We start from the raw sequence: 13,307 nt of genomic DNA on the forward strand, positions 1-13,307 counted from the left end.
CGCAGGCTTACGCCAGAATGCCGCTCAGGCCATGCAGGCTCATGTAAATCCCTACCACGATAATTAGCGCCGCGGAGATCCACGGCGCTTTGCGGGAAAGTTCGCTAAATCCGGGCCAGCGTTTTGTCGCGTGCTTAAGACTTAAGGCGGCAATCGCGCCGGAAGCGACCAGCGTTAACGCCAGACCGATACTGAAGCTGAATACCAGCGTCGCGCCGAGCGCAAAATGCTTCAACTGCAGGCAGATTAGCAGAACGGTGATGGATGCCGGGCAGGGGATAAGCCCGCCGGTCAGGCCAAACATCGCGATCTGTCCCGTCGTCACGTTTTGCCCGTTAAAACGTCGATTAATATCCTGCGCGTGCGCGCGCTGGTGGGCGTCCTGCCACTCCTCTTCAACCAGCGGGTGTGCGTGGTGATGGTGATGATCATGATGGTGATGATCATGATGGTGGTCATGATCGTGATGATGATCGTGCGGCTGGCTCTCTTTCCAGGTTCGCCACGCCATCCACAGGGCGATCGCAACGATCAACACCCCGGAGATCAGCTGGAACCAGGGTTCGGACGTATGTGCGTCCCAGCCGCGGCCAAACCATAATCCCGCCATGGCAATGATCCAGACCACCGCCGTATGGGAAAGCGTTGCCGCCAGACCGAGCAGCACCGCCTGCTTCAGCGTGCCGCGGATAGCCACGATAAAGGCAGCCATCATTGTTTTTGAGTGGCCCGGCTCCAGGCCATGCAGCGCACCGAGCAGGATAGCGCTGGGAACAAACAGCCAGGCATTACCCTGCTGCAGGAGTGAAGCAAAATCGTTCATTGAAATTTCCAGTGTGGAAAGCGTGCGCAAATAGTACTCCCCCCCAGTAGAGTAATACTACCCCCCAGTAGAAAAATACTCAGGGGGAGTAGAGCGTGATATGCTTAAAAAGCCAAAACAGAGGGAGACAGAGATGTCACATACCGTTCGCGACAAGAAGATGTTATTGACTCGCCTGAAGAAAATTCAGGGGCAGAGCACCGCGCTGGAAAAAATGCTCAACAGCGATCACGAATGTGCCGACGTGCTACAGCAGCTGGCGGCGATCCGTGGAGCGGTCAATGGCATGATGATGCAGGTGATTGAAGGGCATCTTACCGATCATGTCGTGAAAGAGCCTGAAGAGGCGCAGCGTGAAGCCGATCTTGGCGTCGTGCTGCAGGTGATCAAATCCTATCTTAAGTAGAGCGCGTGGCGAGGTTGTTTTCTGCCCAAAGAATAAATTCCGTCTTTGGCAGCGCCTTACTGTAGAACCATCCCTGCCCGTACTGCACGCCGTGGCGGTGCAACCAGGTGAGCTGCCCTTCGGTCTCCACGCCTTCCGCCACCATCGCCAGCTGCAGCGATTTCGCCATTTCGATAATGTGCGGCGTTACGTTTTTGTACTCCAGCGCATCCACGAACGATTTATCAATTTTTAGCGTGTCGACATCAAGATCCTGCAGATAGCTGAGGCTGGAATAGCCCGTGCCGAAATCATCAATGTAGACAGGGTGGCCCGAACGGCGAAACGCGGCGATAGCCGGCGCGCTGATTTTGGGGTCAGCAAAGCCACGCTCGGTTAACTCAAGGGCGATTTGTCTGGGGTGAATCTGCCACTTATTCAGTAGCTGGCTCAGTAAAGGCGGCAGGTTACTGGAGGTCAAATCGGCCGGGGCGAGGTTGATGGAGATATGCTGATCGGGGTGGAGCTGCAGCCAGTGGCCCATATCTTCAAACACTTTTTCCACGACTAACTGCGTCAGCTGCGAGATGAGGCCGGTTTGTTCAGCAAGCGGCACAAAAATATCAGGCGAGAGACTGCTTCCGTCTGGCTGGGGCCATCGCGCCAGTGCCTCTGCGCCGACAATTTTGCCGCTACACAGCGCCACAATGGGCTGATAGTGAACTACAAAATCGCGGCTGTTAATGGCGTCAAGCAGGCGATTGCGTGGCGACTGGATGCGTCGCAGGATCCGCAGGACAAACAGTGCCGCAAGCACGCTTATCAGCATGCCAAACGGCAGCCAGAAAAGCAGTTGCCGGTGCCAGGTTTCAGCCAGGGGCTTGAGCGTAGCCCATGCAACGACGGTAAACCCCAACTCAGGGACTGGTTTCATCACATACATCGAACCATTGTACTGAATGCTGGAGATACCCCGATCGTTAACCCGATCGCGGATATGCGGATCAAGCGTGTTACTGCTGGCGAAAATAAGATGCGTTGCGCTTCCCACCAGGGCGGCATCAATGGCAATCGCCCCGAAGGGGATCACATCCACAAGCGAGGCAGGATCGATCAGAACAAGGTAATGACCTTTGCCCAGGACGGCCATGTAGCGGTGAAAACCAAGATCGTTTTGTGCGGTGAGCCACGCGCTGTAACCATCTTCGGTTATCCGCATGGGAGGAGGGTAAGGGACCGCTTTGCTGGCCTGTTCAAGCGAAGAGCAGATTGGGCGGAAATTGTCGATGTAGATCACCTCCTGGATATAGCGCCATGAGAACGCGACCCGACGTATCTCCCTCAAGTGCAGCGGACTACAGGGGACCCCTTTAAATTCCTGCAGATGATTTAACGCTTCTTTAGCTTGATCCACGACCCTGTCGGTGCGCATCAGCACGCGAGAAGCATAGCTATCCAGCGCATCGACAAATTTCTCTTCCGCCTGGCGATGGGCCAGCCAGATGCTGAGGCAAATGGGAACCAGCACGGAAAAGATAAGTACGCCAGTCACCAGACTGACCAGATGTCGGGTTTTCATGCTGTCGTTTCCTTTCTCATATGTCCGAATTCGGGCACTGAGTTCCCTGCCTGCAGAGAGATATTTTACCGCGAAATGAAATAGTTATAGCACGTGGGGGCAGGGTTTTCATGTTATCTAAAGCAAATCAGAAAATATCGTCGGGAGAGAGGGGGTTGTTTTTTCAACATGGCCTGGATATTATTTTGTTATGTTATAACAAAACACAAAGGGTTTACGATGAAACCAAACATCCATCCAGCGTATCGCACCGTGGTATTCCACGACACCAGCGCCAATGAATACTTTAAAGTTGGTTCAACCATTAAAACCGACCGCGAAATTGAACTCGACGGTGAAACGTATCCGTACATCACCATTGAGGTTTCTTCAAAATCGCATCCGTTTTATACCGGCAAGCAAAAAACGTTCTCCACGGATGGCAGCGCGGCGCGTTTTCGCAAGCGTTTTGGCGGCTTTCTTAATGCGAAGCGGGGCTAACCATGCAGGTGCTTAACTCATTGCGCAGCGCAAAACAGCGTCACCCGGATTGCCAGATAGTCAAACGCAAGGGACGCTTATACGTGATTTGCAAATCCAATCCGCGCTTTAAGGCGGTGCAGGGACGTAAAAAAAGACGCTAAACGCGCGTTTCTCGCCAGCTTTCCAGGGATCTCTTCTGTTTGCCATCGGCAGTAAAATTGTCGGTGGCTAGCCAGCCTTCAAAGGCGCTCGCCAGCGCCGGCCACTCTTTGTCGAGAATCGAAAACCAGTCGGTATCCCGGTTACGGCCTTTTATGACCAGCGCCTGGCGAAAGCGCCCTTCAAACTGAAAGCCCAGACGCAGTGCCGCTTTGCGCGAAGGCTCGTTCAGGCTGTTGCACTTCCATTCATATCGCCGATAGCCAAGGGTATCGAACACGTACCGCATTAGCAGATATTGCGCTTCTGTTGACATGGGCGTACGGCTTAATAGCACGGAGAAGTGAACGTGTCCTACTTCCACAACGCCGTTTTTGGGATCGATCCGCATCAGGGCCAGCGTCCCGACCGGGGCCTGAGTCTGATTATCTATAACCGTAAAGTGCATCGGGTCCGATAACTCACACACGCTTGCCACCCATTCGGCAAACTCCGCGGCCGTGGCATCGGGTTCACGCAGCAGCCACGTCCAGCTGCGGGTGTCTCCGGCCAGAGCATAGGCGGAGAACAACGCTTCGGCATGCTCCACGCGCAGCGGTTCAAGCCGACAATAACGCCCCTGCAGTACCACCCGGGACGGATGAGGGCGGGGCTGCCAGTCGGTAAGAGCTTCGCCCACAGGTTGTCCAAACTCATTGAATGTCTTCATTTTTATTTCCGTGACGTTGAGAAGAGTTCAAGATTAAAAAATTACTGGTTCCTTAAAAAGAACCACTCGACTATGTTTTAGTGGTACCACAAGGAGATGAAATGAACATACCGGGCGATGAACTTTATACTTTGCTTCACGCTGCGCTGAAAACGCGTGGGGAAGAGACGCTCCAGCGCGCGCTCTATCTCGCTTTGCGGGAGGCCATACTGGGCGGAAGACTTCGCTCGGGGAGCCAGTTGTCCGGCTCGCGAACGTTGGCGCAGCAGCTCTGCGTTTCCCGGAACACCGTCAATGCGGCGCTGGACCAGCTCACGCTTGAAGGCTATTTGCTGCGTAACCGTCAGGGGACGCGGGTGGCGCAATTCGCCCATCGTGCCAGCCGGCGGGGGCTGCCGGATCCTGACGTCCGGCTTGCAAAACGTGTCGCTCAGCTGCCTGAGCCTGTACCACGCGACACCCCGGTAATGGCGTTTACGCCGGGAACGCCCGCCATCAACTATTTCCCCTTGCCGCTGTGGCGACGACTGTACGATCGCGTCCTGCGGGAGGAGGGGAGCGCTCTGCTGGGCTATGGCGACCCGGCCGGGGAGCCGTCGCTGCGGGCAGCCATTGCCCGCCACCTTGCCCTCTCCCGCGGCATTGACTGCGACGCCAGCCAGATTGTGATAACCGAAGGGGCGCTCGAGGGCGTTAATTTGTGTACGATGCTGTTAAGCGAGCCGGGGGATGTCGCCTGGGTGGAAAACCCTGGCTATAGCGGGGCTAAAAGCGCCTTTGTTAAAACGGGCCTGGCGATGACCGGTATACCGGTGGATGACGAGGGGATGCGCTGGGAAGGGCTGGGTGCGCCTTCACCCACGCTGATTTTTACCTCGCCATCGCACCAGTTTCCTTACGGGAGCGTGCTCAGCGCGCGGCGGCGGCTTGCGCTGCTGGAGCTGGCCCGCCAGCACAAGGCGTGGATCATTGAGGACGATTACGACAGCGAGTTCCGTTATGTCGGTGAGCCGGTACCGGCGATGCTGGGAATGGTCAACAACGCGCCCGTTGTGTATCTGGGAACCTTCAGCAAAACGCTGTTTCCGTCTCTCAGAATGGGGTTTATGGTGTTGCCGCCAGCGCTGGCGAAAGCGGCGCGTCCGGCCATCGGCTCGCTGCTGCGCGGCGGGCATCGCGCAGAACAGCGCACCCTGGCGCTGTTTATTGAGGAGGGGCACTATGCCCGTCATCTGGCCGCGATGCGTCGCCTTTATCGTAAGCGTTACCGCCAGCTGCGGGAGGTGCTCGGCGCAGAGCTTCATACTCCGCACCGTATTCTGGCCGGCGAAGGCGGGATGCACCTGACGCTGTCGATAGACGGTATTGATGACCAGAGGCTGGTAGAGAAGGCGAGGCCGTTTCAGCTGGCACCCGCGGCACTGAGCGGGTACTACCTGGAGAGGAAGCAGGGGCAAACCGGCCTGGTTTTAGGTTACGGCAACACCTCTGCTTCGCAGTTTGCACCGGGGATCCGACGCCTGCAGGCGTTAATTACGCAGCAGCAGGTCGGGAAAGGGTAAAGACATCATAAAACGAGAGCTGGCCTTTGGTGGCGACCATTTTCTGCAGCTTCTCTTTTTGCACGGTGTCGACAGCCGGAGAGTGCATGATGTTTTCGATTAGCTCCCTGGGCACGAAACGCGTGTTGTACCATTCGCCGTTGTAGCAGACCCGGAAATCGAGCACGTCAATATCTTCGTAACGGTAGCGGGGATTCACGTCGAAAAAGAAAAAGGCGTTAAAGACGACAAACAGCACCACCAGCAGCCAGACGGAGTCCACCAGCGTTTCGGACTTCAGCATTACAATCAGCGTCGCCAGCCAGGCGGCATACATGGCAACAAACAGCCCGGGATGTTTGCGGATAAAGCTAATGCTAAAGCGCGGGCGATTGTCGCGCTTTTCGCGGTGGTTAAGATCGTCGATGGTGGCGGTAAGCAGGCGCTGTATCTCGGTCATTTTTGGCCTTTATGAGAGTTGACAATACAGGGTGTCTGCCAATTTTAGGGGAGCCATCAGGCTGAAAAAAGTAACAGTCTGGTGGTAAAAGATCATAACAGTTGGCTCCCCCGGAGCGTTACAGCGTTTTGATGATTTTCGCCGGATTGCCGCCCACGACGACGTTAGCCGGGACGTCTTTCGTCACGACGGCACCGGAAGCCACCACCACATTATCGCCGATGGTGACGCCAGGGTTAATGACCGCACGTCCACCAATCCAGACATTATTGCCAATAGTGACGGGCTTACCGAACTCCACGCCGCTGTTACGTTCTTCTGCATCCAGCGGATGGGTTGCCGTATAAATATGTACGCCTGGCGCGAGCATGCAGTTATCGCCAATACGAACAGGGCAGACATCAAGCATCACGCAATCGAAGTTAGCGTAAAAGTCTTTGCCGAGATAAATGTTATATCCATAGTCACAGCGGAAGCTCGGCTCAATATACGCCCCTTCGCTTTGTCCCAGCAGTTCCGCCAGAATGTTCTGGCGTTCTGTTTTTTCGTCAGGCGCGGTGTGGTTATAGCGGTGAATCAGATGGCGCGCCCGCAGCCGGTCGGCTCGTAGCGTCTCATCACCGGGGCGGTAATGTTCACCTGAAATCATCTTCTGTTTTTCTATGCTCATCGGAACCTCTCTGGATGTTATTCCTGAAGGGTAATCGCAACTGGCAATCAGGGGAACGTTCCCGGAAAGCCGATGTGACCAGAGTCACAACATTGTTGCAGATGAGCGCGTTTAACACGGAGACCTGGCTTTCGCGCAGGGAGCATAACGGGACAGGTGAATACAGCTTATAACGTGGCGTAGAACCTCTACAGACACACTTCAAAGATTAACGAACAAATTTCCACACAGAAGTGGGGATTTTGTCATACAGCTTATTCATCGTCAGCTCTGCAAGGCGATGGTCAGCGGCTGAATAAAATACCGCCAGTTCATTATCAGAAAGCTCGTATTTATTCTTTTCAATGACGCGTTCAAGGGTGTCAATTGACTGGCAACGTCGTAAGCGCATCAAATAATCGATCTTTGTGAGTGGTTTATCAGACATAAATTCACCTTAGTAATTGTAATAATTTTAACAGGAAAGACTAACCGGGTTAGCTCTGCTCACGTTGACGAAACAGCGGAATAGCCGGTTTCCCGATTTACGCCATTTTTGCAAATCCTGGGCGTTAATGCCGTAGCTGCTGAACAACATAAAGGTGTCGTCCAGGTATTCATCAATTTGCTCAATGAGCTTATTATCTTCATTGTACTTAATTTTATAATTAAGTGCGAAGGTAGCAATATGCTCTATCAGCTCATTCAACTGTAAATTGATGGCAGACGTTGGGTCGTTTACCCAGCCATGGTTGCTTTCATCAAGATTGGCAAGGCAGTCATGGTACAAGGATTCGCAGAGAAATTTCAACTGCGCGATATCATGCCTTTTTGGCGAGTACTCGTCCATAGCGCATCCCCTTCTGAGTGATTTCTTACTCACCGAACATCATTGTCGGGATGGATACAACTGACTTAGCTACATGAGTGCTGTGTTCCTGATAACCTAACTATAAGCCACTCCTTCCTGGATTTCACCGCGCTATTACGAAAAATTACAAATAAAACCGCAGGCTGCGAGCGCCTACGCAAATGTTCATCCGGAACCAGACGTTTTTATCCTGATTAACGATTGTTTTTTTCGCTTCCTTACGTTTCATCGGCTTAGCGTACGGTCAGAAGAAAAGTTCAGAACTGGCGTTTTGTTTGTCTGAACTTTTAATTAGGAATATTCCTAACAACTTAAGCGGGGAAATAGATTTAGAAAAATTCTGAATTCACCGATTAAGTTATCAGTTAATTATGATATGCCTGATTAAGATGGCAGAAAATAAATAGGACCTCAATAAGCTTATTTTATGATTTTTTCTGAAAATGAAAAAGGCCGCAAATGCGGCCTTTTTATTATATGAAACCGGTATCAGTGAGGTTCTACCGAATGACTATGCTCAACATCTTCATTCTTACGACTGAAGCGGCGGCGAACCACCACGAAGAACACCGGGACGAAGAAGATAGCCAGTACGGTCGCGGTGATCATACCGCCCATTACACCTGTACCTACCGCGTTCTGCGCACCGGAGCCAGCACCGGAGCTGATAACCAGCGGCATTACGCCGAGGATGAACGCCAGAGAGGTCATCAGGATTGGACGCAGACGCATACGCACCGCTTCAAGCGTCGCCTCGATAAGCCCTTTGCCTTCTTTCTCCATCAGATCTTTGGCGAATTCAACGATAAGTATCGCGTTCTTCGCCGACAAGCCAATGGTTGTCAGCAGGCCTACCTGGAAGTACACGTCGTTGGTCAATCCACGGAACGTTGCGGCAAGCAGCGCACCGATAACCCCGAGTGGAACCACCAGCATAACGGAGAACGGAATTGACCAGCTCTCGTACAGTGCCGCCAGACACAGGAAGACCACAATCAGTGAAATGGCGTACAGGGCAGGGGCCTGGTTACCGGACAGACGTTCCTGATAGGACATACCGGTCCAGTCATAGCCGATACCCGCAGGCAGTTTGCTTGCCAGCTCTTCCATCAGGTTCATGGCTTCACCGGTGCTTCGGCCCGGCGCGGCCTGACCCAGGATTTCCATCGACGGCAGACCGTTGTAACGTTCCAGACGCGGTGAACCGTATTCCCAGCGCGACGTCGAGAAGGCTGAGAACGGCACCATCTGGCCATTGCTGCCGCGAACGTACCAGTTATTAATATCGTTCGGCAGCATACGGTACTGCGCCTCTGACATCACGTACACTTTCTTTACGCGACCGCGGTCGATGAAGTCGTTGACGTAGCTACCGCCCCAGGCCGCACCCAGCGTGGTATTGATGTCGCTGATGGACACGCCCAGCGCCTGCGCTTTCTCCTGATCGATATCGATCTTGTACTGCGGCGTATCTTCCAGGCCGTTTGGACGTACGCCAACCAGCAGGTCAGGGTGTTTAGCCACTTCGCCGAATAGCTGGTTACGCGCCTGCGTCAGTTTCTCATGACCCAGACCGCCCTGGTCGATCAGCTGGAAGTCGAAACCGGTTGCCGTACCCAGTTCAACAATCGCTGGCAGGTTAAAGGCGAAGACCATCGCATCTTTAATCTGCGAGAAGGTGCCCATGGCACGGCCCGTGATCGCTTCAACTTTATTCTCATCGCCCGGACGATCCGCCCAGTCTTTCAGAGAAACGAAGGCGATACCGGTGTTCTGACCACGACCCGCAAAGCCAAAGCCGTTAACCGCAAACACGGATTCAACGTTCGCTTTCTCTTTGGTGAGGTAGTAGTCCGTCACTTCATCCAGCACTTTCTGGGTACGCTCTTGCGACGCCCCTGCCGGAAGCTGCGCCATCGTCAGGAACACGCCCTGGTCTTCATCTGGCAGGAACGAGCTTGGCAGACGAACGAACAGGAAAGCCATCCCCACAACGATGATGATATAGAGCAGCAGATAACGACCGGTGCTGCGCAGGATATTGCCCACGCTGTCGGTGTAGTGGTGCGTGCTCTTATCAAACATGCGGTTAAACCAGCCGAAGAACCCTTTATGCTCGCCGTGACCGCCTTTCTGAACTGGCTTCAGCATGGTGGCACACAGCGCTGGCGTCAGGATCAACGCCACCAGTACCGACAGCGCCATCGCGGAAACGATAGTAATGGAGAACTGGCGGTAAATCGCACCCGTAGAGCCCCCAAAGAAGGCCATCGGGATAAATACCGCGGACAGCACCATCGCGATACCCACCAGCGCGCCCTGGATCTGGCCCATGGATTTACGGGTGGCTTCCTTCGGCGGCAAACCTTCTTCCGCCATCACGCGCTCGACGTTCTCTACTACCACGATGGCGTCATCCACCAGCAGGCCGATGGCGAGCACCATCCCGAACATCGTCAGGGTGTTTATCGAGAACCCAAAGGCTGCAAGGATGGCAAAGGTCCCCAGCAGAACGACCGGCACGGCGATGGTTGGGATCAGCGTCGCGCGGAAGTTTTGCAGGAACAGATACATCACCAGGAACACCAAGATGATCGCTTCTACCAGCGTTTTAACCACTTCGTGAATTGAAATTTTAACGAACGGCGTAGTGTCATACGGATAAACGATTTTCAGACCTGACGGGAAGAACGGTTCCATCTTCTTCAGTTCCGCACGGATCGCCGTCGCGGTGTCCAGGGCGTTCGCGCCCGTCGCCAGTTTGATACCCAGGCCAGACGCCGGTTTACCGTTAAACTTCGCGATGATGTCGTAGTTCTCACCACCCAGCTCAACCTTGGCCACGTCGCGCAGACGAACCTGCGAACCGTCCTGGTTCACCTTCAGCAGAATTTTGCTGAACTCATCGGCGGAGGTCAGACGGGTTTGCGCGATAATGGACGCGTTAAGCTGCTGACCTTTCACCGGCGGCGTACCGCCTAACTGACCGGCTGCCACCTGGGCGTTCTGCGCTTTAATCGCGTTAATCACGTCAACCGGCGTCAGCTGGAAGTTGTTCAGTTTGTTCGGATCCATCCAGATACGCATCGCGTACTGGGAACCGAACAGCTGAACGTCACCCACACCGGACGTACGGCTGATGGCGTCCTTCATGTTGGCGCCCACGTAGTCGGAAATATCCTCCTGCGTCATGGTGCCGTTGGTGTTGATAACGCCGACAACCATCAGGAAGCTGCTGGACGATTTCTCGACGCTCACACCCTGCTGTTGCACTTCCTGCGGCAGAAGAGGCATCGCCAGCTGCAGTTTGTTCTGCACCTGAACCTGCGCAATGTCCGCATCTGTACCGGATTCAAAGGTCAGGGTAATCTGAACCGTACCGGTGGAGTCACTGTTTGAGGACATGTACATCAGGTTATCGATACCGTTCATGTTCTGTTCGATAACCTGAGTTACGGTATCCTGCACCGTTTTCGCATCAGCCCCCGGGTAGGTTGCGGAGATCGTCACCGCCGGTGGCGCAATCGTTGGATATTGCGCAACAGGCAGCTTCAGGATCGCAAGTCCCCCGGCCAGCATGATGATAATGGCGATCACCCACGCAAATATGGGGCGATCGATAAAGAAATTAGGCATGTCTTAACGGCTCCTGTTTAAGTTAAGACTTGGTTTGTTCTGACTGGCCAGCGGCCGAAGCTTGTTGTTTATCGTCAGATGTCACTTCCTGTGCTTTTACCTGCGCGCCAGGACGTACTTTTTGCAAACCAGTAACAATCACGCGATCGCCATCTTTCAGACCTTCCGTCACCAGCCATTTATCGCCAATCGCCTGGGTAGCGGTGATATTGCGCGTTTCGACTTTGTTATCTGCCCCGACAACCAGTGCGCTCGCATCGCCGCGTGGCGTACGGGTCACACCCTGCTGTGGAACCAGAAGTGCGGTTGGATTCGTTCCTTCTTCCAGACGCGCGCGAACGAACATACCTGGCAGCAGATTTTTGTCAGGGTTCGGGAAAATCGCACGTAAGGTGATGGAACCGGTGGTCTGGTCGACCGTCACGTCGGAGAATTCCAGAGTACCTTCCTGCGGGAACTTGATACCGTCGTTGGTAACCAGCTCCACTTTGGCTTTGCCGTTTTCCTGTTTCAGGGTGCCGTTAGCCAGCTCCTGTTTCAGGCGCAGGAAATCATTGCTGGACTGCGTCACGTCAACGTAGATCGGATCGAGCTGCTGCACGGTAGCCAGCGCAGTGGTCTGACCGTTCTGTACCAGTGCCCCTTCCGTCACGGAAGATTTACCAATACGTCCGCTGATAGGGGAGGTCACTTTGGTATAGGCCAGGTTGATGCGGGCAGTTTCGACTGCCGCTTTGGCTGCTACCACGGCTGCATTAGCCTGCTGGGCATCTGCCAGGGCGGTATCGTAATCCTGTTGGCTGATGTACTTCGTGCCGAGCAGTTTCTGGTAGCGGTTCAGCGTCAGCTGGGCAATTTTTGCCGCCGCTTGTGCTTTAGCCAGGTCACCTTTCGCGCTTTCATAAGAAGCCTGATAGGTCGCGGGATCAATCTGATACAGAGACTCACCGGCCTGCACATCGCCGCCTTCGGTAAAGTTACGCTTCAGGATAATGCCGCTAACCTGAGGACGAACTTCCGCAATGCGGTAAGCGCTAGTACGGCCTGGTAATTCGGTGGTGATCTGCAGAGGTTCAGATTTGAGTGTCACAACGCCGACTTCTGGCGCCTGCTGAGCTCCTTGTTGAGCCGGTTTGTCGTCACATCCTGTAAGCGCTAAGCTGCCTGAGAGCATCAGAACGACCGCCAGAGGCGTTAACCCTCTGTTTTTGTTCATATGTAAACCTCGAGTGTCCGATTTCAAATTGATCAAGGGTCCTGAGTCTAAAACCCATTGCTGCGTTTATATTATCGTCATGCTATGGTACATACATTCACAAATGTATGTAAATCTAACTCCTGTAAATTCACTCACCTATGGCACGAAAAACTAAACAACAAGCGCTGGAAACCCGACAACACATTCTGGATGTGGCGATACGTTTGTTCTCTCAGCAGGGTGTTTCTTCAACCTCGCTGGCGCAAATTGCTCAGGCCGCTGGTGTGACGCGGGGAGCGATTTACTGGCATTTTAAAGACAAGTCAGATCTGTTCAGTGAAATCTGGGAGCTTTCAGAGTCCAGCATTAGCGATCTCGAGAGTGAGTATCGGGCAAAATTCCCTGACGATCCACTCTCAGTATTGAGAGAAATATTAGTATATATCCTTGAAGCAACGGTAGTTGAAGAGCGTCGCAGATTAATGATGGAAATTATTTTTCATAAATGCGAGTTCGTGGGCGAAATGGCGGTGGTGCAACAGGCGCAGCGCAGCCTCAGCCTGGAGAGCTATGACCGGATTGAACAGAACCTGAATCTGTGTATGCAGGCAAAACTGTTACCAGCCAGTCTGCTGACCCGCCGGGCGGCTGTCCTGATGCGCAGCTACATTTCAGGGCTCATGGAAAACTGGCTGTTTGCGCCGCAGTCCTTTGACCTCAAAGAGGAAGCCCGCAGCTACGTGGCGATTTTACTGGAAATGCTACAGCTCTGCCCCACGCTGCGCGGCGACGCGCCTTCGTTATCTGCCTGAGTCATTCCAGGATTTATCTTAGA

General features: G+C 53.8%; 14 protein-coding genes. 5 read left to right on the forward strand and 9 right to left on the reverse strand.

From position 1 onward, the window contains the following. Positions 1-7 precede the first annotated feature (7 nt). Entirely contained in the window at positions 8-823 is an 816-nt protein-coding gene (locus HBM95_05385; GenBank protein ID NIH42371.1) for a nickel/cobalt efflux protein RcnA, read from the reverse strand. Positions 824-956: 133 nt separating this feature from the next. Between HBM95_05385 and HBM95_05390 the strand changes: the two genes are divergently transcribed. Beyond that, positions 957-1,229, forward strand: coding sequence for a metal-sensing transcriptional repressor (locus tag HBM95_05390; protein ID NIH42372.1), 273 nt, complete (start codon positions 957-959; stop codon positions 1,227-1,229). Here the strand turns inward: HBM95_05390 and HBM95_05395 are convergent. Further along, a complete protein-coding gene (locus tag HBM95_05395) occupies positions 1,222-2,787 on the reverse strand; it encodes an EAL domain-containing protein (GenBank protein NIH42373.1) in 1,566 nt (521 codons plus the stop codon). The two genes, HBM95_05390 and HBM95_05395, sit on opposite strands and share 8 nt — an antisense overlap. Positions 2,788-3,006: 219 nt before the next feature. Between HBM95_05395 and HBM95_05400 the strand changes: the two genes are divergently transcribed. Together HBM95_05400 and rpmJ are read left to right on the forward strand one after the other, a co-directional pair. Continuing rightward, positions 3,007-3,267 (forward strand): type B 50S ribosomal protein L31, encoded by a 261-nt coding sequence (locus HBM95_05400; protein ID NIH42374.1) that lies wholly within the window; start codon positions 3,007-3,009, stop codon positions 3,265-3,267. 2 nt (positions 3,268-3,269) lie between these two features. Beyond that, the gene (rpmJ, locus tag HBM95_05405; GenBank protein NIH42375.1) at positions 3,270-3,410 is read left to right on the forward strand and encodes a 50S ribosomal protein L36; all 141 of its coding nucleotides are present in this window, start codon (positions 3,270-3,272) and stop codon (positions 3,408-3,410) included. On the opposite strand, the gene HBM95_05410 is transcribed toward rpmJ, so the two are convergent. Continuing rightward, entirely contained in the window at positions 3,407-4,117 is a 711-nt protein-coding gene (locus HBM95_05410) for a GNAT family N-acetyltransferase (GenBank protein ID NIH42376.1), read from the reverse strand. The two genes, rpmJ and HBM95_05410, sit on opposite strands and share 4 nt — an antisense overlap. A 101-nt stretch (positions 4,118-4,218) precedes the next feature. Here HBM95_05410 and HBM95_05415 point away from each other — a divergent pair, with 101 nt between their 5' ends. Then, positions 4,219-5,679 carry a PLP-dependent aminotransferase family protein gene (locus tag HBM95_05415; protein ID NIH42377.1) on the forward strand — a complete coding sequence of 487 codons (1,461 nt, stop codon included), beginning with the start codon at positions 4,219-4,221 and terminating at the stop codon, positions 5,677-5,679. Here the strand turns inward: HBM95_05415 and HBM95_05420 are convergent. From HBM95_05420 to acrA, 6 genes are all read right to left on the reverse strand, one after another. Next, on the reverse strand, positions 5,651-6,118 hold the full coding sequence (locus tag HBM95_05420; GenBank protein NIH42378.1) for a hypothetical protein: 468 nt from the start codon (positions 6,116-6,118) through the stop codon (positions 5,651-5,653). The two genes, HBM95_05415 and HBM95_05420, sit on opposite strands and share 29 nt — an antisense overlap. A 118-nt stretch (positions 6,119-6,236) precedes the next feature. Then, positions 6,237-6,788 (reverse strand): maltose O-acetyltransferase, encoded by a 552-nt coding sequence (maa, locus tag HBM95_05425; protein NIH42379.1) that lies wholly within the window; start codon positions 6,786-6,788, stop codon positions 6,237-6,239. A 208-nt stretch (positions 6,789-6,996) separates the two neighbouring features. Next, a complete protein-coding gene (gene hha / locus HBM95_05430; protein NIH42380.1) occupies positions 6,997-7,215 on the reverse strand; it encodes a hemolysin expression modulator Hha in 219 nt (72 codons plus the stop codon). 27 nt (positions 7,216-7,242) lie between these two features. Further along, complete coding sequence (tomB, locus tag HBM95_05435; protein ID NIH42381.1) at positions 7,243-7,617, reverse strand: Hha toxicity modulator TomB; 375 nt, start codon at positions 7,615-7,617, stop codon at positions 7,243-7,245. A 510-nt stretch (positions 7,618-8,127) separates the two neighbouring features. Further along, positions 8,128-11,274, reverse strand: coding sequence for a multidrug efflux RND transporter permease subunit AcrB (locus HBM95_05440; protein ID NIH42382.1), 3,147 nt, complete (start codon positions 11,272-11,274; stop codon positions 8,128-8,130). A gap of 22 nt (positions 11,275-11,296) precedes the next feature. After that, positions 11,297-12,490, reverse strand: a complete 1,194-nt coding sequence (gene acrA, locus HBM95_05445; protein NIH42383.1) for a multidrug efflux RND transporter periplasmic adaptor subunit AcrA — start codon at positions 12,488-12,490, stop codon at positions 11,297-11,299. 140 nt (positions 12,491-12,630) lie between these two features. On the opposite strand from acrA, the gene acrR reads away from it, so the two are divergent. Then, complete coding sequence (gene acrR / locus HBM95_05450) at positions 12,631-13,284, forward strand: multidrug efflux transporter transcriptional repressor AcrR (GenBank protein ID NIH42384.1); 654 nt, start codon at positions 12,631-12,633, stop codon at positions 13,282-13,284. The last annotated feature ends 23 nt before the right edge of the window (positions 13,285-13,307 follow it).

The organism is Enterobacter asburiae (assembly GCA_011754535.1).
Lineage (GTDB): Bacteria > Pseudomonadota > Gammaproteobacteria > Enterobacterales > Enterobacteriaceae > Enterobacter > Enterobacter cloacae_N.

Coding starts and splice junctions, on each gene's coding strand:
- HBM95_05420 (NIH42378.1), bottom strand. CDS start 6,118: ATGACCGAGATACAGCGCCTGCTTACCGCCACCATCGACGATCTTAAC.
- HBM95_05400 (NIH42374.1), top strand. CDS start 3,007: ATGAAACCAAACATCCATCCAGCGTATCGCACCGTGGTATTCCACGAC.
- acrR (NIH42384.1), top strand. CDS start 12,631: ATGGCACGAAAAACTAAACAACAAGCGCTGGAAACCCGACAACACATT.
- tomB (NIH42381.1), bottom strand. CDS start 7,617: ATGGACGAGTACTCGCCAAAAAGGCATGATATCGCGCAGTTGAAATTT.
- HBM95_05390 (NIH42372.1), top strand. CDS start 957: ATGTCACATACCGTTCGCGACAAGAAGATGTTATTGACTCGCCTGAAG.
- acrA (NIH42383.1), bottom strand. CDS start 12,490: ATGAACAAAAACAGAGGGTTAACGCCTCTGGCGGTCGTTCTGATGCTC.
- hha (NIH42380.1), bottom strand. CDS start 7,215: ATGTCTGATAAACCACTCACAAAGATCGATTATTTGATGCGCTTACGA.
- maa (NIH42379.1), bottom strand. CDS start 6,788: ATGAGCATAGAAAAACAGAAGATGATTTCAGGTGAACATTACCGCCCC.
- HBM95_05385 (NIH42371.1), bottom strand. CDS start 823: ATGAACGATTTTGCTTCACTCCTGCAGCAGGGTAATGCCTGGCTGTTT.
- HBM95_05415 (NIH42377.1), top strand. CDS start 4,219: ATGAACATACCGGGCGATGAACTTTATACTTTGCTTCACGCTGCGCTG.
- rpmJ (NIH42375.1), top strand. CDS start 3,270: ATGCAGGTGCTTAACTCATTGCGCAGCGCAAAACAGCGTCACCCGGAT.
- HBM95_05410 (NIH42376.1), bottom strand. CDS start 4,117: ATGAAGACATTCAATGAGTTTGGACAACCTGTGGGCGAAGCTCTTACC.
- HBM95_05440 (NIH42382.1), bottom strand. CDS start 11,274: ATGCCTAATTTCTTTATCGATCGCCCCATATTTGCGTGGGTGATCGCC.
- HBM95_05395 (NIH42373.1), bottom strand. CDS start 2,787: ATGAAAACCCGACATCTGGTCAGTCTGGTGACTGGCGTACTTATCTTT.